General features: G+C 62.8%; 17 protein-coding genes. 7 read left to right on the top strand and 10 right to left on the bottom strand.

From position 1 onward, the window contains the following. Positions 1-93: 93 nt before the first annotated feature. From dnaJ to MKD49_RS20900, 6 genes are all read right to left on the bottom strand, one after another. Positions 94-1,221 (bottom strand): molecular chaperone DnaJ, encoded by a 1,128-nt coding sequence (gene dnaJ, locus MKD49_RS20925; RefSeq protein WP_121042964.1) that lies wholly within the window; start codon positions 1,219-1,221, stop codon positions 94-96. A 252-nt stretch (positions 1,222-1,473) separates the two neighbouring features. Beyond that, positions 1,474-3,411 carry a molecular chaperone DnaK gene (dnaK, locus tag MKD49_RS20920; protein WP_252697257.1) on the bottom strand — a complete coding sequence of 646 codons (1,938 nt, stop codon included), beginning with the start codon at positions 3,409-3,411 and terminating at the stop codon, positions 1,474-1,476. A gap of 155 nt (positions 3,412-3,566) precedes the next feature. Beyond that, positions 3,567-4,136 carry a nucleotide exchange factor GrpE gene (gene grpE / locus MKD49_RS20915; RefSeq protein ID WP_039785190.1) on the bottom strand — a complete coding sequence of 190 codons (570 nt, stop codon included), beginning with the start codon at positions 4,134-4,136 and terminating at the stop codon, positions 3,567-3,569. A gap of 601 nt (positions 4,137-4,737) precedes the next feature. Then, the gene (gene hemH / locus MKD49_RS20910; RefSeq protein ID WP_034341062.1) at positions 4,738-5,847 is read right to left on the bottom strand and encodes a ferrochelatase; all 1,110 of its coding nucleotides are present in this window, start codon (positions 5,845-5,847) and stop codon (positions 4,738-4,740) included. Between the two features lie 44 nt (positions 5,848-5,891). Next, a complete protein-coding gene (recN, locus tag MKD49_RS20905; RefSeq protein WP_204726073.1) occupies positions 5,892-7,538 on the bottom strand; it encodes a DNA repair protein RecN in 1,647 nt (548 codons plus the stop codon). Between the two features lie 79 nt (positions 7,539-7,617). Further along, positions 7,618-8,535 carry an NAD kinase gene (locus tag MKD49_RS20900; RefSeq protein ID WP_039785185.1) on the bottom strand — a complete coding sequence of 306 codons (918 nt, stop codon included), beginning with the start codon at positions 8,533-8,535 and terminating at the stop codon, positions 7,618-7,620. Positions 8,536-8,571: 36 nt separating this feature from the next. Between MKD49_RS20900 and MKD49_RS20895 the strand changes: the two genes are divergently transcribed. Continuing rightward, positions 8,572-9,300, top strand: coding sequence for an HAD family hydrolase (locus MKD49_RS20895; protein ID WP_252697256.1), 729 nt, complete (start codon positions 8,572-8,574; stop codon positions 9,298-9,300). Between the two features lie 71 nt (positions 9,301-9,371). Beyond that, positions 9,372-10,400 carry a heat-inducible transcriptional repressor HrcA gene (hrcA, locus tag MKD49_RS20890; RefSeq protein ID WP_034341051.1) on the top strand — a complete coding sequence of 343 codons (1,029 nt, stop codon included), beginning with the start codon at positions 9,372-9,374 and terminating at the stop codon, positions 10,398-10,400. Positions 10,401-10,520: 120 nt separating this feature from the next. Here hrcA and fur read toward each other — a convergent pair whose 3' ends face one another. After that, positions 10,521-10,946 (bottom strand): ferric iron uptake transcriptional regulator, encoded by a 426-nt coding sequence (gene fur / locus MKD49_RS20885; protein ID WP_034341048.1) that lies wholly within the window; start codon positions 10,944-10,946, stop codon positions 10,521-10,523. 212 nt (positions 10,947-11,158) lie between these two features. On the opposite strand from fur, the gene MKD49_RS20880 reads away from it, so the two are divergent. The 5 genes from MKD49_RS20880 to MKD49_RS20860 all read left to right on the top strand — a co-directional run bounded on the left by MKD49_RS20880 (position 11,159) and on the right by MKD49_RS20860 (position 14,229). After that, positions 11,159-11,707 (top strand): outer membrane protein assembly factor BamE, encoded by a 549-nt coding sequence (locus MKD49_RS20880; protein WP_134135512.1) that lies wholly within the window; start codon positions 11,159-11,161, stop codon positions 11,705-11,707. A gap of 45 nt (positions 11,708-11,752) precedes the next feature. Then, positions 11,753-12,559: a 4-hydroxy-tetrahydrodipicolinate reductase gene (dapB, locus tag MKD49_RS20875; protein ID WP_252697255.1), complete on the top strand. Its 807-nt coding sequence runs from the start codon at positions 11,753-11,755 to the stop codon at positions 12,557-12,559. Between the two features lie 159 nt (positions 12,560-12,718). After that, positions 12,719-13,414 carry a MotA/TolQ/ExbB proton channel family protein gene (locus MKD49_RS20870; RefSeq protein ID WP_034341031.1) on the top strand — a complete coding sequence of 232 codons (696 nt, stop codon included), beginning with the start codon at positions 12,719-12,721 and terminating at the stop codon, positions 13,412-13,414. Positions 13,415-13,446: 32 nt separating this feature from the next. Continuing rightward, positions 13,447-13,890, top strand: coding sequence for a biopolymer transporter ExbD (locus tag MKD49_RS20865; RefSeq protein ID WP_034341028.1), 444 nt, complete (start codon positions 13,447-13,449; stop codon positions 13,888-13,890). A gap of 12 nt (positions 13,891-13,902) precedes the next feature. After that, on the top strand, positions 13,903-14,229 hold the full coding sequence (locus MKD49_RS20860; protein ID WP_252697254.1) for a barstar family protein: 327 nt from the start codon (positions 13,903-13,905) through the stop codon (positions 14,227-14,229). A gap of 75 nt (positions 14,230-14,304) precedes the next feature. On the opposite strand, the gene MKD49_RS20855 is transcribed toward MKD49_RS20860, so the two are convergent. The 3 genes from MKD49_RS20855 to MKD49_RS20845 are packed head-to-tail and all read right to left on the bottom strand — an operon-like array spanning position 14,305 to position 17,017. Beyond that, positions 14,305-15,126, bottom strand: a complete 822-nt coding sequence (locus MKD49_RS20855; RefSeq protein WP_252697253.1) for a phosphodiesterase — start codon at positions 15,124-15,126, stop codon at positions 14,305-14,307. Continuing rightward, positions 15,123-16,217 (bottom strand): ABC transporter ATP-binding protein, encoded by a 1,095-nt coding sequence (locus MKD49_RS20850; RefSeq protein WP_252697252.1) that lies wholly within the window; start codon positions 16,215-16,217, stop codon positions 15,123-15,125. Before MKD49_RS20850 ends, MKD49_RS20855 begins: the two co-directional genes overlap by 4 nt. Beyond that, the gene (locus MKD49_RS20845) at positions 16,214-17,017 is read right to left on the bottom strand and encodes an ABC transporter permease (protein WP_121042949.1); all 804 of its coding nucleotides are present in this window, start codon (positions 17,015-17,017) and stop codon (positions 16,214-16,216) included. The genes MKD49_RS20850 and MKD49_RS20845 overlap by 4 nt, the downstream gene beginning before the upstream one ends.

Raw genomic sequence — 17,017 nt, 5'->3', positions numbered from 1 at the left:
TTGATTCAGGCTGTGGACAAGAAAAAGGCCAGCGAGATCGCTGGCCTTTTGCTTTGCTGCTGGTGACGCCAATGCGGCTGTCGCAAACGCGGCTTACTCGAAGAATTCCTTGACCTTGTCCTTCCAGGTCTTGGTCTGCGGGCTGTGCTTGGCGCCGCCTTCGGTGGTGAGCTGCTCGAACTCGCGCAGCAGTTCCTTCTGGCGATCGGTCAGCTTGACCGGGGTCTCCACCACGACGTGGCAGAACAGGTCGCCCGCGTAACCGGAACGCACACCCTTGATGCCCTTGCCGCGCAGGCGGAAGGTCTTGCCGCTCTGGGTGCCTTCGGGAATGGAGAAGGACGCCTTGCCGTTGAGCGTGGGAGCTTCGATCTCGCCACCCAGTGCCGCCTTGGCGAAGGAGATCGGCATCTCGCAATGCAGGTCGTCACCATCGCGCTGGAACACGTCGTGCGGCTTGATGTGAATTTCCACATACAGGTCGCCCGGGGGACCGCCATTGACGCCCGGCTCACCGTTGCCGGAGGAACGGATGCGCATGCCGTCGTCAATGCCTTCGGGGATCTTCACTTCCAGCGTCTTGTTGCGCTTGATGCGTCCGGCACCGGCGCAGGTGGTGCAGGGTTCCGGAATGATCTTGCCGCTGCCGTGGCACTTGGGGCAGGTCTGCTGGATGCTGAAGAAGCCCTGTTGCATGCGCACCTGGCCATGACCGCCGCAGGTGGTGCAAGTGACCGGCGAGGTGCCGGGCTTGGCGCCGCTGCCGTGGCAGGTATCGCACTGGTCCCAGGACGGCACACGGATGGTGGTGTCGAAGCCGTGCGCAGCCTGTTCCAGCGTGATTTCCAGGTTGTAGCGCAGGTCGGCGCCGCGATAGACCTGCGGGCCGGAGCTGCGGCCGCGGCCACCGCCGCCGCCAAAGATATCGCCGAAGATGTCGCCGAAGGCATCGGCAAAGCCACCCGCGCCGGCACCGCCGCCGCCACCCATGTTGGGGTCGACGCCGGCATGGCCGTAGCGGTCGTAGGCCTCGCGCTTCTGCGGGTCCGACAGCATCTCGTAGGCTTCCTTGACCTCCTTGAACTTGTCTTCCGCGCCCTTGCTGTCCGGGTTGCGGTCAGGATGGTACTTCATCGCCAGCTTGCGATAAGCCTTCTTGATTTCGTCGTCGCTGGCGTTCTTCGCCAGTCCGAGCACTTCGTAAAAATCGCGTTTTGCCATGTTGTATAACCCACCTTGTTATTGTGTTCCGTCGCTGCTGCGATGGCCTGCATCTGCGGCCGCGCAAGCACGACCGGAAACCAACAATGTGAAAAAGCCGAGTTCAGCTTTTGACTGCGGACTCGGCGTACCGGCCTGGCCGAAAAAACAACCCGGCCGGGTGGATGCTTCTCAAAAATCTGCCCGGGCTGCGGAAAAACCGCACCCGGGCGCGAGCGCTGACCTCCGATGAAACGAGGCGTCAGTCCCGGATTACTTCACTTCCTTGAAGTCGGCGTCGACCACGTTGTCGTCCTTCGGGGCTGCACCGGCGGCACCGGCCTGAGCACCTGCGGCGCCCGCAGCACCACCGGCGGCGGCTTGCGCCTGCTGGTCGGCGTACATCTTCTCGCCCAGCTTCTGCGCCGCGGTCGACAGGGCTTCGGTCTTGGCATCGATGGTGGCCTTGTCGTCACCCTTCAGGGCTTCTTCCAGGTTCTTGATGGCGGCTTCGATGACTTCCTTCTCGCCGGCTTCCAGCTTGTCGCCGTATTCGCCCAGGGCCTTCTTGGTCGAGTGCACCAGCGCATCACCCTGGTTGCGGGTCTCGGCCAGTTCCTTCAGGCGCTTGTCTTCCTCGGCGTTGGCTTCGGCGTCGCGCACCATCTTTTCGATCTCTTCTTCATTCAGGCCGGAGTTGGCCTTGATGGTGATCTTGTTTTCCTTGCCGGTGGCCTTGTCCTTGGCGCCCACGTGCAGGATGCCGTTGGCGTCGATGTCGAAGGTCACTTCGATCTGCGGGGTGCCGCGCGGTGCCGGCGGGATGCCTTCCAGGTTGAATTCGCCCAGGGCCTTGTTGCCCACGGCCATTTCACGCTCGCCCTGATAGACCTTGATGGTCACGGCCGGCTGGTTGTCGTCGGCAGTGGAGAACACCTGGCTGAACTTGGTCGGAATGGTGGTGTTCTTCTTGATCATCTTGGTCATGACGCCGCCCATGGTTTCGATACCCAGCGACAGCGGGGTCACGTCCAGCAGCAGCACGTCCTTGCGGTCGCCCGAGAGGACCGAACCCTGGATCGCGGCACCGACGGCCACGGCTTCGTCGGGGTTCACGTCACGGCGCGGATCCTTGCCGAAGAATTCCTTCACCTTCTCGATGACCTTGGGCATGCGGGTCATGCCGCCGACCAGGATCACGTCGTCGATGTCAGACACCTTCACACCGGCATCCTTGATGGCGGTACGGCAGGGTTCGATGGTCTTGGCGATCAGTTCCTCAACCAGGGACTCCAGCTTGGCGCGGGTGATCTTCAGGTTCAGGTGGACCGGTGCGCCATTGGCCATGGCGATGTAAGGCTCGTTGATCTCGGTCTGTTGCGAGGACGACAGCTCGATCTTGGCGCGTTCGGCCGAGGCCTTGATGCGCTGCAGGGCAATGGCGTCCTTGGACAGGTCCAGGCCGTTGATCTTCTTGAATTCCTCGATGATGTAGTCGATCAGGCGCTGGTCGAAGTCTTCGCCGCCCAGGAAGGTGTCACCGTTGGTGGACAGCACTTCGAACTGCTTTTCGCCATCGACGTCAGCGATTTCGATGATGGACACGTCGAAAGTACCGCCGCCCAGGTCATACACGGCGATCTTGCGGTCACCCTTTTCAGCCTTGTCCAGGCCGAACGCCAGTGCCGCTGCGGTCGGCTCGTTGATGATGCGCTTGACGTCCAGACCGGCGATGCGGCCGGCGTCCTTGGTAGCCTGGCGCTGGGCGTCGTTGAAGTAGGCCGGCACCGTGATGACGGCTTCGGTGACTTCTTCGCCCAAGTAGTCTTCAGCGGTCTTCTTCATCTTGCGCAGGACTTCAGCGGAAATCTGCGGCGGGGCCAGCTTCTTGTCGCGCACGCCAATCCAGGCGTCGCCGTTGTCGGCGGCCACGATCTGGTAGGGCATCAGGTTGATGTCCTTCTGCACTTCCTTCTCGGTGAACTTGCGGCCGATCAGGCGCTTGGCGGCGTAGATGGTGTTCTTCGGGTTGGTGACGGCCTGGCGCTTGGCGGGAGCGCCGACCAGGATTTCGCCGTCTTCCTGATACGCAATGATGGAAGGCGTGGTACGCGCGCCTTCGGAGTTCTCGATCACCTTGGGCTGGTTGCCTTCCATGACGGAAACGCAAGAGTTGGTGGTGCCCAGGTCAATACCAATGATTTTTCCCATGATTTTTCCTTCGTTCTTTCAGCCCTGGATGTCGGGCTACAGGTGTTTTGAATGGTTTGAATATGTGGAGGAAAGACGGACTTTCAAGCGCCGGAACCACCGGATGAAGCAAAAATGATGCCGTTTGCCTCTTTCCCCTTCCGGCGCCGGTCCGCTTACTTTCCCTGGGCCACCGTCACCAGCGCCGGACGCAGCAGACGGTCGGAAATCATATAGCCTTTTTGCAGCACGGCAACCACCGTGTTGGCTTCCTGCTCGGCCGGCACGGCCGAGACGGCCTGGTGCTTCATGGGGTCGAGCTTCTCGCCGGCCTGCGGGCTGACTTCCTGCAGCTTGTTCTTCTCGAAGGCCGAGGAGAGTTGCTTCAAGGTCATGTCCACGCCTTCCTTGAGCGATTCCAGCGAGGCGTTTTCGATCTTCAGGGCCATTTCCAGGCTGTCCTTGACCGCCAGCAGCGACTCGGCGAAGCCCTCGATGGCGAACTTGTGGGCCTTGGCGATGTCTTCCTGAGCACGGCGGCGGATGTTCTCGCCTTCGGCACGGGCACGCAGGAAGGCGTCCTGCATCTCGGCAGCCTTGGCTTCGGCTGCGGCCAGCTTGTCTTCCAGTGTGGGCTCGGCAGCGGCGGCCGGAGCAGCCTGCTCGGCGGCAGTGGCAGCAGCGGCGTCAGCAGCCTGGTTGTCTTGCTGGACGGATGGGTTTTCCTGTTTTTCCATGTCTTGCATTCCTGAATTACCTCCAACAAATCAATGATTTACGTGCGTGCGGCAGCCTGATGTGAAGCGCCGTCCGCCAAGGGATGCGGCACAAGTAGGGCATGTCCCTGCTTTTTCAAGGGCTTTTTGGCACTTTCCGGCGACTTTTTGCCTGTTTCTGCGATTTCAAGAAGAAAAATGTTACGCGCGCTTACAGAACTTACGGGGTCTGACTTCAAGTTAATTCGACCCCGACCTAAACTGAATTCGAGTTCCCGCCCTTTGGGGCAGGCTCGTTTGACGGCATTCCCACTTCCCCTCATCGCTTGTCGCGCCAACAAGGTGTCATCATGAAACTGCCACTGATTGCGGCCATTATCTTCGTTGCCCTGTACAGCCTGCTGGCTACCGCCTGGATCAGCTATACGCATCTGGTGAGCGAATACACGCTCTGAGCGCCGCTACCCCCCGGTTTTTTTCTTGTATGAACGATCTGGACGCTTCAGACCAGGCAAGATCATTGCCGGACAGACAATATCAGCGACAGTAAAGACGTTCAGCCTGCCATTTTAGCAGGCTGAAGGCTGCAGACCGCCCCGGGCCGGCGGTCGATATGAAGCTTTCTGAAAAATCAGCGATCCGCGCCGAGTGCCTTTGCCCGCTCTGCGGCGATCGCCTGCTGGCGCGCCATCTCTTCGCGGGCGGCGGCATTGCTCATGGTCGGCCAGCCGGCCAGGTGCTGCTCGACGATCTCCACCATGCCGTTGATCCAGGCCGGTGATTCATTCAGGCAGGGGATGAAGTGAAACTCCTTGCCGCCTGCGTGCAGGAAGTCTTCCTTCACTTCCATGGCGATTTCTTCCAGGGTTTCCAGGCAGTCGCTGGTGAAACCGGGACACATCACGTCGATGCGGCGCACGCCCTGCCGGCCCAGTTCCTGGGCGGTGGGCGCGGTGTAAGGCTGCAGCCACTCGGCCTTGCCGAAGCGCGACTGGAAGGTGACCTGGTACTGCTCATCGGTCAGCCCCAGCGATTGCGCCAGCAGGCGTGCGGTCTTGTAGCACTCGCAATGATAAGGATCGCCCAGCATCAGCGTGCGCTTGGGCACGCCGTGGAAGCTCATCAGCAGCTTGTCCGGCCGGCCGTGCAGGTCCCAGTGATCCAGCACCGACTGGCGCAGCGCCTGGATGTAGGCATCCTGGTCGTGATAGTTGCGGATCAGGCGCAGCTCGGGAATGTTGCGCACCTGGCGGTAATGGTCGAAGACGGCATCGAAGATGGAAGCAGTGGTCGTGCCCGAATACTGCGGATAGGCCGGCAGCACCAGGATGCGCGTGCAGCCCTGTTGCTTGAGCTGGTCCAGCACTTCGGGCAGCGAAGGCGTGCCGTAGCGCATGGCATACACCACCTGCAACTGATGATGGCCGCGCCCGGCCAGTTGCACCGCCAGCGCAGCGGCCTGGCGCTGTGTATGCACGCGCAGCGGCGAGCCTTCCTCGGTCCAGATGCTGGCGTATTTCTCGGCCGACTTGGAGGAGCGGAAAGGCAGGATGATGCCGTTGAGAATGAACCACCACACCGCACGCGGGATTTCCACTACACGCGGGTCCGACAGGAATTGCTTGAGGTAGCGTCGCAGCGCGCCTGCATTGGGCGCATCGGGCGTGCCGAGATTGACCAGCACCACGGCGGTGGAGGCCGGGCTGCCGTGGGTGTAGGGAGGTTCTTTGCGGAAGGGCATGGTCGTTGAGCTTGGGTTTCTTGATGTTCTTGGTGTGAGGGCGATCAGGAAGCCAGCAGCTCGCGCGCGTGCTTGCGCGTGGTGGCCGTGATTTCCAGTCCGCCCAGCATGCGGGCGATTTCTTCCACGCGCGCCTTGGGATCCAGCCCGTCGATGTCGGAGAGGGTCTTGCCGCCCTCGCTGCGCTTCTTGACCTGGTAGTGCTGGTTGGCCTGGCTGGCCACCTGCGGCAAGTGCGTCACGCACAGCACTTGCCGTTCCTGGCCGAGACGCTTCAAGAGCCGTCCGACCACTTCGGCGACGGCACCGCCGATGCCGCTGTCGACTTCATCGAAGATCAGGGTCGGTACCGTGGTGGCGGCCGAGGCGATCACAGAGATGGCCAGCGAGATGCGCGCCAGTTCACCGCCCGAGGCCACTTTGGCCAGTGCGCGCGGCGCCACGCCGGCGTGACCGGCCACCAGGAATTCCACCTGTTCCAGGCCGTATGCCGCCGGCTCCACTTCATTGAGCGCGATCTCGAAGCGTCCACCGGCCATCGACAGATCCTGCATGGCGGCCGTGACCGCCTCGCCCAATGCGGCCGCTGCCTTGGCGCGCGCCTTGGAGAGTTTCTGCGCCTGCGCCAGATAGGCTTGCTTGAGCTTGTCTTCCTGCGCGCGCAGAGCATCGAGGTCGCTGGCATCGGCCAGTTGCTTCAATTCTTCGGAGAGCTTGCGATGCTCCTCGGGCAGCTCATCGGGCTGCACATGGAATTTGCGGGCGGTCGAATGGATGGCTTCCAAGCGCTCTTCCACTTCCTGCAGGCGCGCGGGATCGAGTTCAACGCGGCCGAGATAATCATTCAAGGCATAGACCGCTTCCTGCAGCTGGATCTGCGCCGGTTCCAGCGCGTCGAGCACCGGCTTCAAGGCAGTATCGACATCGACCAGCTTGGTCAGCTTCTGCGTGATCGAGGAGAGTTGCGAGAGGATCGGCGACTCCGATTCCGAGATCACGCCCAGCGCCTCCTGCGCGCCACCGATGAGCGCAGCAGCATGCGACAGGCGGCTGTGCTCGGTGCTGATGTCAGCCCATTCGCCGGGCTTGACGGCCAGCTTGTGCAGCTCGGCCACCTGCCACTCCAGGCGCTCGCGCTCCAGCAGCACATTGCGCGCGTCCTGCTCGAACTGCTCACGCTGGCGGGCCAGGGCGCGCCAGGTCTTGTAGGCCGCAGCCACTTCGCGCGCAGGTTCCAGCAGACCGGCCTGGCTGTCCAGCAACTGACGCTGGGCATCGGCCTTCATCAGCGACTGGTGCGCGTGCTGGCCGTGGATGTCCACCAGCATCTCGCCGACTTCGCGCAATTGCGCGGCGGTGGCGGCGCTGCCGTTGATGTAGGCCTTGCTGCGGCCGGCATTGTCGATCACCCGGCGCAGCAGCACGCCGTCGTGCTCGCCGCTGAATTCGTGTTCGTCCAGCCAGGCCATCACTTCCGGCGTGGCGGTGAAATCGGCGCTCACATCCGCCTTGGCCGCGCCCTCGCGCACCACGCTGGGATCGCCCCGTCCGCCCATGGCCAGCGCCAGGGCATCGATGAGGATGGATTTGCCGGCACCGGTTTCGCCGGTGAAGACGGAGAATCCGCGCGCGAATTCGAGCTCGATGGCATCGACAATCACGAAGTCGCGAATCGTTAAGGTACGCAGCATGGTGGTCTCGCAGCGGGTTGGACGGACAGGCCAGTAGGCTCAAGCGAGCCGGCACGCGATGGCCGGGCTTGATGCGCGCTTATTGTAATCGGCCTTCTATGGAGGGGTATTCATTCCAGTGCAGCTTCTCGCGCAGGGTATCGAAATAACTCCAGCCCTCGGGATGCAGGAAAGTGATCTTGTGCGCCGAACGGCGGATCACGATGCGGTCGCCATGCAGCACGCTGGTCAAGGATTGCATGTCGAAGTTGGCGCTGACCTCGCGCCCGGCCACCACCTGGATCACGATCTCGCAGGAATCCGACAGCGTGATGGGCCGGTTGGACAGCGAATGCGGAGAAATCGGCACCATCACGATCCCGTGCAGGCTGGGATGCAGAATGGGGCCACCGGCCGACAGAGCATAGGCGGTGGAACCGGTGGGCGTGGCCACGATGAGACCATCGGAACGCTGGTTGTACATGAAGCGGCCATCGACCTCCACCCGCAGCTCGACCATGCCGGAGGTGGAGCCGCGCGCCACCACCACATCGTTCAGGGCCAGCGCACGGAAGATCTCGCTGCCCTCGCGGTAGACCCGCGCTTCCAGCAGCGAACGCGACTCGGCTTCGACCTTGCCTTCCAGCATGTCGGCCAGAGCCGGTATCATGCGGTCCTGGGCAATATCGGTGATGAAGCCCAGGCGGCCCTGGTTGATGCCGATCAGCGGCACGTTGTAGGGTGCCAGCTGGCGCGCAATGCCGAGCATGGTGCCGTCGCCGCCGACCACGATGGCCACGTCGGCGTGATGCCCGATCTGCTCGGGCGTCATGCTGTCATAGCCTTGCAGGGCGATGTTCTCGGCGGTCTCGGACTCGAAGACCACGGTGTGGCCATGCGACTCCAGGAACACCGCGATGTCCGACAAGATCTGCGCGATGCCGACGGCCTGGAACTTGCCGACGATGGCGACGGTTTTGGGTACGGCTGCCTGAACGGGTAATTTGATGGGCCACATGCTGCGGATTAGACCATAATTTGAGATGACATTGTAATGAAACCAAGCGCTTCCTCCCTGCCCTCCTCGCCCGCCTCTTCGCCCATCGAGGCGGTCCTGTTCGATCTCGACGATACCCTGTGGGCCATCGAACCGGTGCTGGTGCGCGCCGAAGGCCTGCTCTACGACTGGCTGCGCGAGCATGCGCCCGCGGTGGTGGCGGCCCATACGATTGCCAGCCTGCGCGAACGCCGCATGGCCCTGATGAAGACCGACCCGATGTATCGCATCGACCTCTGGAAGCTGCGCCACACGGCGCTCTCCGAGGTCTTCCGCGAGCATGACGTGGACCTGGCGCTGGTCGACCCGGCCATGGCCCTGTTCTCCGAAGCCCGCAGCACGGTGGCGCTGTTCGATGACGTCGAACCGGCGCTGCTGCGCATGAAGGGCCGGCTCACGCTGGGTTCGGTCTCCAACGGCTTTGCCGACCTGGAGCGCATCGGCCTGGCCGGGCACTTCGGGGTCTCGATTGCGGCGCATCGCTTCGGCCGCGCCAAACCGGATCCGGCCATCTTCCATGCCGCCTGCGAGGCCCTGCAGGTCGCCCCGGCAGCCACCGTCTATGTGGGCGACGATCCGCTGCTGGACGTACAAGGTGCGCAGCGGGCCGGTTTGCGGGCAGTATGGATGAACCGTTTCGACCGCACCCTGCCCGAGGGCATCACGCCCGACGCCATCTGCCGCGACCTGCATGAGCTGCACGACTGGCTGCAGGCGCAAGCCTGAACCTTTGTTCAATTTTTGGAAGAACTGACGCGGCCGTCACATTTACCGGATATGCCGCTAGAATATGCCCCATGCAACTCGATAACCGCGCCCGCACACTCCTGAAGGCCCTGGTCGAACGGTACATCGCCGACGGCCAGCCAGTGGGCTCGCGCGCCCTGTCGAAACTGTCGGGCCTGGAACTGTCGCCGGCGACCATCCGCAACATCATGGCCGATCTCGAAGAGATGGGCTTCGTCGCCAGCCCGCACACCTCGGCCGGCCGCGTGCCCACGCCGCGCGGCTATCGCATGTTCGTCGACACGCTGCTCACCGTCGAGGCCATCGACGAGAGCGCCCTCGAAGGCCGCCTGCAGGCACGCCTGCAGCACAGCGGCTCGCCGCAGAAGATCATCACCAATGCGGCCCAGGTGCTGTCCTCGCTGTCGCAGTTCGCCGGCGTGGTGATGACGCCCAAGCGCGAATCGATGTTCCAGCAGATCGAGTTCCTGCGGCTGTCGGAAAAGCGCATCCTGCTGGTCATCGTCGACCAGGGTGGCGACGTGCAGAACCGCATGCTCCTGACCGACGTCGACTACACCCCGAGCCAGCTGACCCAGGCCGCCAACTACATCAACCAGCATTACGCCGGGCAGTCCTTCGACCAGGTGCGCATCCACCTGCAGGGCGAACTGCGCCAGCTGCGCGACGACATGACCGCGCTCATGCAGGCCGCCGTCGAAGCCGGCAGCGACGCCATGAACGAAGAGGCCGACAACAACGTGGTCATCTCCGGCGAACGCAACCTGCTGTCGGTGACCGACCTGTCTTCCAACATGAATTCGCTGCGCCGCCTGTTCGACATGTTCGAGCAGAAGACCGGGCTCTTGCAGCTGCTGGATGTGTCCAGCAAGGCCACGGGCGTACAGATCTTCATCGGCGGCGAATCGCAGCTGGTGCCCATGGATGACATGAGCATCGTCACCGCCCCCTACGAGGTCAACGGCCGCATCGTCGGCACCCTGGGCGTGATCGGACCGACCCGCATGGCCTACGAACGCGTCATTCCCATCGTCGACATCACGGCCAAGCTGCTTTCCAGCGCCTTGAGCCAGCACTGATCGCTGCCAGCACAACCATCGCGCCAGGACGCAAAAAAGCCATGTGAGACCTCACATGGCTTTTTTACATTTTCCTTCATGCAGCCTTGCCGGAATCAAGCCAGGCAAGCGAAAGCAAACTTACTTCTTCACTTTCTTGCAGTTTTTGCAATGACCGTAGAGGGCCAGGGCATGGTCGGCGATCTCGAAACCGTGCTCCTGGGCAATCTTGAGCTGGCGTTTCTCGATTTCGGCGTCGAAGAATTCCTCGACCTTGCCGCAATCCAGGCAGACCAGGTGGTCGTGGTGCGAGCCCTCGTTGAGTTCGAAGACGGCCTTGCCGGTCTCGAAGTGATTGCGCTGGAGCAGGCCGGCCTGTTCGAACTGGGTCAGCACGCGGTAGACGGTGGCCAGACCAACGTCGAGGTTGTCGGACAGCAATTGTTTGTAGACGTCTTCGGCGCTCAAGTGGCGCACGGAGGTGTTCTGGAAGATTTCGAGGATCTTCAGGCGCGGCAGGGTCGCCTTCAGGCCGCTGGCCTTCAGTTCGGATGGATTGTTCGGCATGGTAGAGTGGGTTCCCGGGTTTTACTGGTCTCGAACAGGCGCGGCGGTCCACTGGGAAGACCCGGCGGACCGTTCCGGCGGGGCGGTGGGGAACGCCCTTTTACACCCGGAACGCACTCATGCCTATTTAAGAAGTAAGTTCTAGCTTATCATATAGCGCTTTAGGCTCATGGCTCAACCCGGTTGAAATCTTTATGCGCATGCTTTCCCGAATGAAGTCCCGTCATCACACCACCGCCATCGGCGTCCTGGCTGCACTGGCCGTCTCGCTGGCCGGCTGCTCCTCGACCAAGGCACCGGAACAGGCAGCACCCACCGATACTTCGGGCGTGAAGGTGACCGGCAAGAGCAACAGCCTGTTCGGCTTCTTCAAGCCCTACCGCATCGACATCCAGCAAGGCAACTTCGTCTCCAAGGAAATGGTGGCGCAACTGCGCCCCGGCCTGACCCGCGACCAGGTGCGCTTCGTGCTGGGCACGCCGCTGCTGACCGACATGTTCCACAGCAACCGCTGGGACTACGATTTCCGTCTGGCCAAGGGCAACGGCGAGATCATGACCAGCCGTGTCTCGGTGTTCTTCAAGGATGACCTGCTGGATCACGTCGAAGGCGGCCAGAACCTGCCCACCGAAAGCGAATACCTGACCCTGATCACCGATGCCAAGGTCGGTGCCAAGGCCGGCTTCAGCGACAAACCCAAGGACGACAGCGAGATCAAGCCAGCCTCGCCGGTGGCGCCTTCCTCGGCCACCAACAAGTAAGCCAGGCAAGCCCCGTCCTTCGCACTTCTTTCTTCCGAGTTTTACATGACTGCACTGAATATCGCGGTGACCGGCGCTTCCGGGCGCATGGGCCGCATGCTGATCGAAGCCATCCTCAACGCCGAGGGCCTGCACCTCTCTGGCGCCCTGGATACGCCCGCCTCGCCTGCCATCGGCACCGATGCCGGCCTGTTCCTGGGCAAGACCACCGGCGTGATCATCGAATCCGACCTGGCACGCGGCCTGGCCGGTGCTGACGTGCTGATCGATTTCACCCGTCCGGAAGGCACGCTCAAGCACCTGGAATACTGCGCCGCCCACGGCGTGAAGGTCGTCATCGGCACCACCGGTTTCGAGGCTGAAGGCAAAGCCGCCATCGCCGAATTCGCCAAGCGCACCGCCATCATGGCCGCGCCCAACATGAGCGTGGGCGTCAACGTCACGTTGAAGCTGCTGGAACTGGCCGCCAAGAATTTCTCGCACGGCTACGACATCGAGATCATCGAAGCCCACCACCGCCACAAGGTCGACGCCCCCTCCGGCACTGCGCTGAAGATGGGCGAAGTCATCGCCGATGCGCTGGGCAAGAAGCTCGACGATGTCGCCGTCTACGCCCGCGAAGGCGTCACCGGTGAACGCGACCCGTCCTCCATCGGTTTTGCCACCGTGCGCGGCGGCGACATCATCGGTGACCACACGGTCCTGTTTGCCGGTATCGGCGAGCGCATCGAGATTTCGCACAAGTCTTCCAGCCGCGTCTCGTACGCCATGGGCAGCCTGCGCGCCGCACGCTTCCTGGCCGACAAGGACACCGGCCTGTATGACATGCAGGATGTGCTGGGCTTCAAGTAAGCCGAGCCCGCCACCACAGGAAATGCCCGACGCTGCCGCGCCCCACCAGGTCCGGCAGCGAATTTTTTTGGGGGCCGCCGCTCCAAGCGACTCACCCCCAGCCAACCGTCATTGACTCCCTGCCGCGTGCGCGCGGCGTCTTTCCCGAAAGCACCTACCATGGAACAGAACGTTGGATTTGCCCACTACTGGGCCCAAGGCGATGCCGTTTCGCACTCGGTGGCCTATCTGCTGTTGCTGATGTCGATCGCCAGCTGGTTCTACATCCTCTCCAAGGCCTGGGCCGCCTGGCGCATCCGCCGTGGCAGCAATGCCCTCGAACAATTCTGGCAGGCCCCGACCCTGGCCGACGCCACCGCCGCCATGCAGCGCCTGGACAGCGAACAGATCTACACCCCCATGGCCGAGCGTGCCGCCGAAGCGGCCGACATCGGCACGCGCCAGCAGGGCACGCCGTCGCTCAACGCCGCGACCGATCCGGGCGAACTGATCACGCGCACCCTGCGCCGTGAAATCAACCGCGTCTCGGCGCGGCTGGAACGCGGTCTGACGCTGCTGGCCTCGGTCGGCTCGACCGCGCCCTTCGTGGGCCTGTTCGGTACCGTCTGGGGCATCTACCACGCGCTGGTGGCGGTCTCGGCCAGCGGCACGGTGCAGATCGACAAGGTCGCCGGTCCCGTGGGCGAGGCGCTGATCATGACCGCGCTGGGCCTGCTGGTGGCGATCCCTGCCGTGCTGGCCTACAACGCCTTCACCCGCATCAACCGCGTGGTGCTGGCCGAACTGGATGGCTTCGCACATGACCTGCATGCCTACCTGACCACCGGCGAGCGCGTCGGCGGCATGCGCAAATAATTTTTCGACACCCGATCCGAGAGGAGTCCCACATGAGTTTCGGCGGATTCAACGACAACCAGAACTCGGCCCCGATGGCCGACATCAACGTCACCCCGATGGTGGACGTGATGCTGGTCCTGCTGGTGATCTTCATCATCACCGCGCCCATGTTCACCCACGCCCTGAAGCTGGACCTGCCCACCGCGCAGTCCAACCCGGCCCCGGAAAAACCGGAGACCATCACCCTGGGCATCGATGCCGCCGGCAAGCTGTACTGGAACGACCAGCCGGTCAGCGAAGCGGACATGGATGCGCGCCTGGCTACGGCTGCGGCCAAGAAACCGCAGCCCGAGCTGCAATTGCGCGCCGACAAGTCGACCCGTTATGAAATGATCGCCGAAGTGATGTCAGCCGCGCAGGGTGCGGGGCTGACCAAGCTGGGCTTCGTCACCGACCCCAAGGGCGGCGGCAAGAGCAACAGACAAGCAAACTGAAAGAGAGCAGGCATGGCCACCGTACAACTGGCGGGCGACCGCATCACCGACTGGGACAGTTTCCATACCGAGAGCGCAGCGGCCTTCGGCTTCCCGGATTTCTATGGCCGCAACATGAATGCCTGGGTCGATTGCCTGTCCTACCTGCGCGATGACGCCGGCATGTGCAAGTTCAGGCTCAAGCCCAAGGAAGTGCTGACCATCGAGATCAGCCACAGCGCCGACCTGCACCAGCGCCTGCCGGAGCTGGTGGAAGATGTGGAATTCTGCTGCACGGCCATCAATGACCGCTGTGAGGATTATGGCGAGCCGCCGGTCATTGCACTGGTGTGGAAGTAATCCTGGCGTTTTCCATTCATCTCCCCCATCGCTGCGGCGGCCCCGATTGATCTCTCAAAGAGATCAATCAAACCTTCAATCAATCAACTCATCCCCATCGTAAAACGGATACGGCCCATCGAATTGACCGATGAAGGCCGTATGGCTGACCAGGCTCTCTGCAGCCGCATCCCACCAGTGCAACTGGAATCCCGGCGGCTCCATCACGAAGCAGGAAGGTGCTTGCGGATCCAGGTCCAGCTGCACCTGGTGTGACACGCCCGGACAGGTCGTGGCCAGCGTCCCGCCAAAGCGGCGCTGGATGGAGCGATGCAGGTGGCCGCACAGGATGCGTTCAACCTGCGGATGCTTGCGCACCACCGCCTCCAATGCCTGCGGATCGGCCAGCCCCATGTCATCCATGTGCCCGATGCCGGTGGTAAAGGGCGGATGATGCATGGCGATCACGGTCGGCCGTTCCGGCTGCTGGGCCAGCACCTCATCCAGCCACAACAGGCTGGTGGCGGCCAGTTCGCCGCCGCTGGCGCGCGGAATCACGGTATCGAGCGCGATGATGCGCACCGGATGATCCTCGATCACATACTCGACGCGCTCGCCGCCCTGCTGCAGATAGGCGTGCTCCGGAAAGGCCGCGCGCAGCGCATTGCGCTCGTCATGGTTGCCCGGCAACAGGTAATACGGCATGGTCAGCGGTGCCAGCAGGTCACGCAGGCAGGCATATTCGGAGGGCTTGCCGAAGTCCACCAGGTCGCCGGTGATGACCAGCACGTCCGGCTTCTGCTTCAAGGCATTGACTTGCCGCACGCAGCGGCGCAGTGCTTCGGCGGTATCCACCACGCGATAGGATTTCTTGCCATCGGTCTTGATGTGCAGGTCGGAAATCTGTCCCAGGATCATGCGGTCTCCTTCTCGGCACGCGGTGCCAGTTTTACCAGTGCTTCGGCCGGCACGCGGATGGCGATCTGCTGGCCGGCTTCCCACCAGCCACGGCGGCTGGTCTCGGCAATGACCGGGCGTTCGATGCCAATTTCGATTTCAAAACGGGTACGGTCGCCGAGGAAGAAAGTGTTGAGCAGCTTGCCGCGCACGCACTGCGCATCGGCTTCGGTGACATCCACCACCTCGACATCTTCGGGACGGAACAAGGCACAGGACTGCTGCCCCTGCTGGGCCGCATCGAGCTTGTCGAGCAACGGCAGGCTCCCAGTCGGCAACAACAATCTATCTCCGGAAACGATACCTTGCACGCGATTCATCGCGCCGATGAAGTCGGCCACGAAGTCATTGGCGGGATGATAGTAGATCTCGCGCGGGGTGCCGATCTGCGAAATCTTGCCACGTTCCATGACCACGATGCGGTCGCCCAGCGCCATGGCCTCGCCCTGGTCGTGCGTGACATAGATGGCGGTGATGCCGAGGCTGCGCAGCAGCTTGTTGAGGTCACTGCGCACGGCTTCGCGCAGCTTGGCGTCGAGTGCCGTCAGCGGTTCGTCCAGCAGCAGCACGCGCGGCTCCATCGCCAGTGCGCGCGCCAGGGCCACACGCTGCTTCTGGCCGCCCGAAAGCTGGTCCACGCGGCGATGCGAAAGGCCTTGCAGATGCACCATCTCCAGCAGGCGCTCGACGCGCTCGGCACGTTCGCCGGCGGGGATCTTGCGGATCTTCATGCCATAAGCGATGTTCTCGCCCACGCTCATGTTGGGGAACAGCGCATAGTTCTGGAACACCATGCCCACGCCACGCTTTTCAATCGGCAGTGCGGTCACATCTTCGTCGCCGAAGAACACGCGCCCGCCTTCATCGGGAAACTCCAGCCCGGCGATCATGCGCAGCGTGGTGGTCTTGCCGCAGCCCGAGGGACCGAGCAGGACCAGGGTTTCACCGGGATGGATATCGAGGTCCAGCGGCTGCAGCGCACGGGTGCCATTGGCGAAGGACTTGGCGCATTGCTGCAGGCGGATGGAAACGGCTTCTTGCTTGGGCTTCATAGACTGACTTTCTTGCGTGTTGCCTGGGTCGCCCACTGCATGCCGATCAGGAGCGGAATGATCATGAAAAAGAAGATCAGCGTATAGGCCGATCCCACCTCCAGCCGCATCGATGCATAGGCATCGGCCAGGCCCACCGGCAGGGTCTGGGTCAGCGGCGTGTGCAGCATCCAGGTGATGTTGAATTCGCCGATGGAAAGCGTGACCACCATCAGCGCCCCGGCCAGGATGCCCGAGGCGGCATTGGGAATGACGATGCCGAAGAAGCGGCGCATCCGCCCCGCCCCCAGGCTGGCGGCGGCCTCTTCCAGCTGGGCCAGCTGCGAGGACTGCATCACCGCCAGTACCGGGCGCACCATGAAGGGCAGCGTGAAGATCACGTGGCCGACCAGGATGAACAGGATGCTGGCGCGGAACCCGCGCAACTGGCCGTAAGCCATGATCAGCGCCAGTGCGGTGGCCAGGCCCGGCACGGCCACCGGCATCATGAGCAACTCTTCGATCACGCGCGCCAGGCGGCTGTGGCCGCCGCGATAGCGCGCCAGCATGTAGGCCAGCGGCACGCCGGCCACCAGCGTCACCGCCAGGCAGGCCAGCGCGATGATGAGCGAGCGCCAGATGGTGGGCTGGTACATCTCCCACACCTGGGCCACCCAGCGCAGCGTCAGTCCGCTGGACAAGCCGACGAAGAAATTCTCGGTCACGCCGGCCAGCATCGACAGCACCACCGGCACCACGAGGAAGGCGCACACCAGCAGCGTGAATCCCAGCTGCACATAAAAACGGAAACGATTTTGCAT

Source organism: Herbaspirillum sp. WGmk3, assembly GCF_023952535.1.
In the GTDB taxonomy this organism is placed as follows: domain Bacteria; phylum Pseudomonadota; class Gammaproteobacteria; order Burkholderiales; family Burkholderiaceae_D; genus Herbaspirillum; species Herbaspirillum huttiense.
This window is presented reverse-complemented; position numbering and strand designations above follow the sequence as displayed.

Bases quoted from the DNA above. Each gene is read 5' to 3' on its own strand.
- dnaJ (WP_121042964.1), bottom strand. From the start codon at position 1,221: ATGGCAAAACGCGATTTTTACGAAGTGCTCGGACTGGCGAAGAACGCC.
- dnaK (WP_252697257.1), bottom strand. From the start codon at position 3,411: ATGGGAAAAATCATTGGTATTGACCTGGGCACCACCAACTCTTGCGTT.
- grpE (WP_039785190.1), bottom strand. From the start codon at position 4,136: ATGCAAGACATGGAAAAACAGGAAAACCCATCCGTCCAGCAAGACAAC.
- hemH (WP_034341062.1), bottom strand. From the start codon at position 5,847: ATGCCCTTCCGCAAAGAACCTCCCTACACCCACGGCAGCCCGGCCTCC.
- recN (WP_204726073.1), bottom strand. From the start codon at position 7,538: ATGCTGCGTACCTTAACGATTCGCGACTTCGTGATTGTCGATGCCATC.
- MKD49_RS20900 (WP_039785185.1), bottom strand. From the start codon at position 8,535: ATGTGGCCCATCAAATTACCCGTTCAGGCAGCCGTACCCAAAACCGTC.
- MKD49_RS20895 (WP_252697256.1), top strand. From the start codon at position 8,572: ATGAAACCAAGCGCTTCCTCCCTGCCCTCCTCGCCCGCCTCTTCGCCC.
- hrcA (WP_034341051.1), top strand. From the start codon at position 9,372: ATGCAACTCGATAACCGCGCCCGCACACTCCTGAAGGCCCTGGTCGAA.
- fur (WP_034341048.1), bottom strand. From the start codon at position 10,946: ATGCCGAACAATCCATCCGAACTGAAGGCCAGCGGCCTGAAGGCGACC.
- MKD49_RS20880 (WP_134135512.1), top strand. From the start codon at position 11,159: ATGAAGTCCCGTCATCACACCACCGCCATCGGCGTCCTGGCTGCACTG.
- dapB (WP_252697255.1), top strand. From the start codon at position 11,753: ATGACTGCACTGAATATCGCGGTGACCGGCGCTTCCGGGCGCATGGGC.
- MKD49_RS20870 (WP_034341031.1), top strand. From the start codon at position 12,719: ATGGAACAGAACGTTGGATTTGCCCACTACTGGGCCCAAGGCGATGCC.
- MKD49_RS20865 (WP_034341028.1), top strand. From the start codon at position 13,447: ATGAGTTTCGGCGGATTCAACGACAACCAGAACTCGGCCCCGATGGCC.
- MKD49_RS20860 (WP_252697254.1), top strand. From the start codon at position 13,903: ATGGCCACCGTACAACTGGCGGGCGACCGCATCACCGACTGGGACAGT.
- MKD49_RS20855 (WP_252697253.1), bottom strand. From the start codon at position 15,126: ATGATCCTGGGACAGATTTCCGACCTGCACATCAAGACCGATGGCAAG.
- MKD49_RS20850 (WP_252697252.1), bottom strand. From the start codon at position 16,217: ATGAAGCCCAAGCAAGAAGCCGTTTCCATCCGCCTGCAGCAATGCGCC.
- MKD49_RS20845 (WP_121042949.1), bottom strand. From the start codon at position 17,017: ATGCAAAATCGTTTCCGTTTTTATGTGCAGCTGGGATTCACGCTGCTG.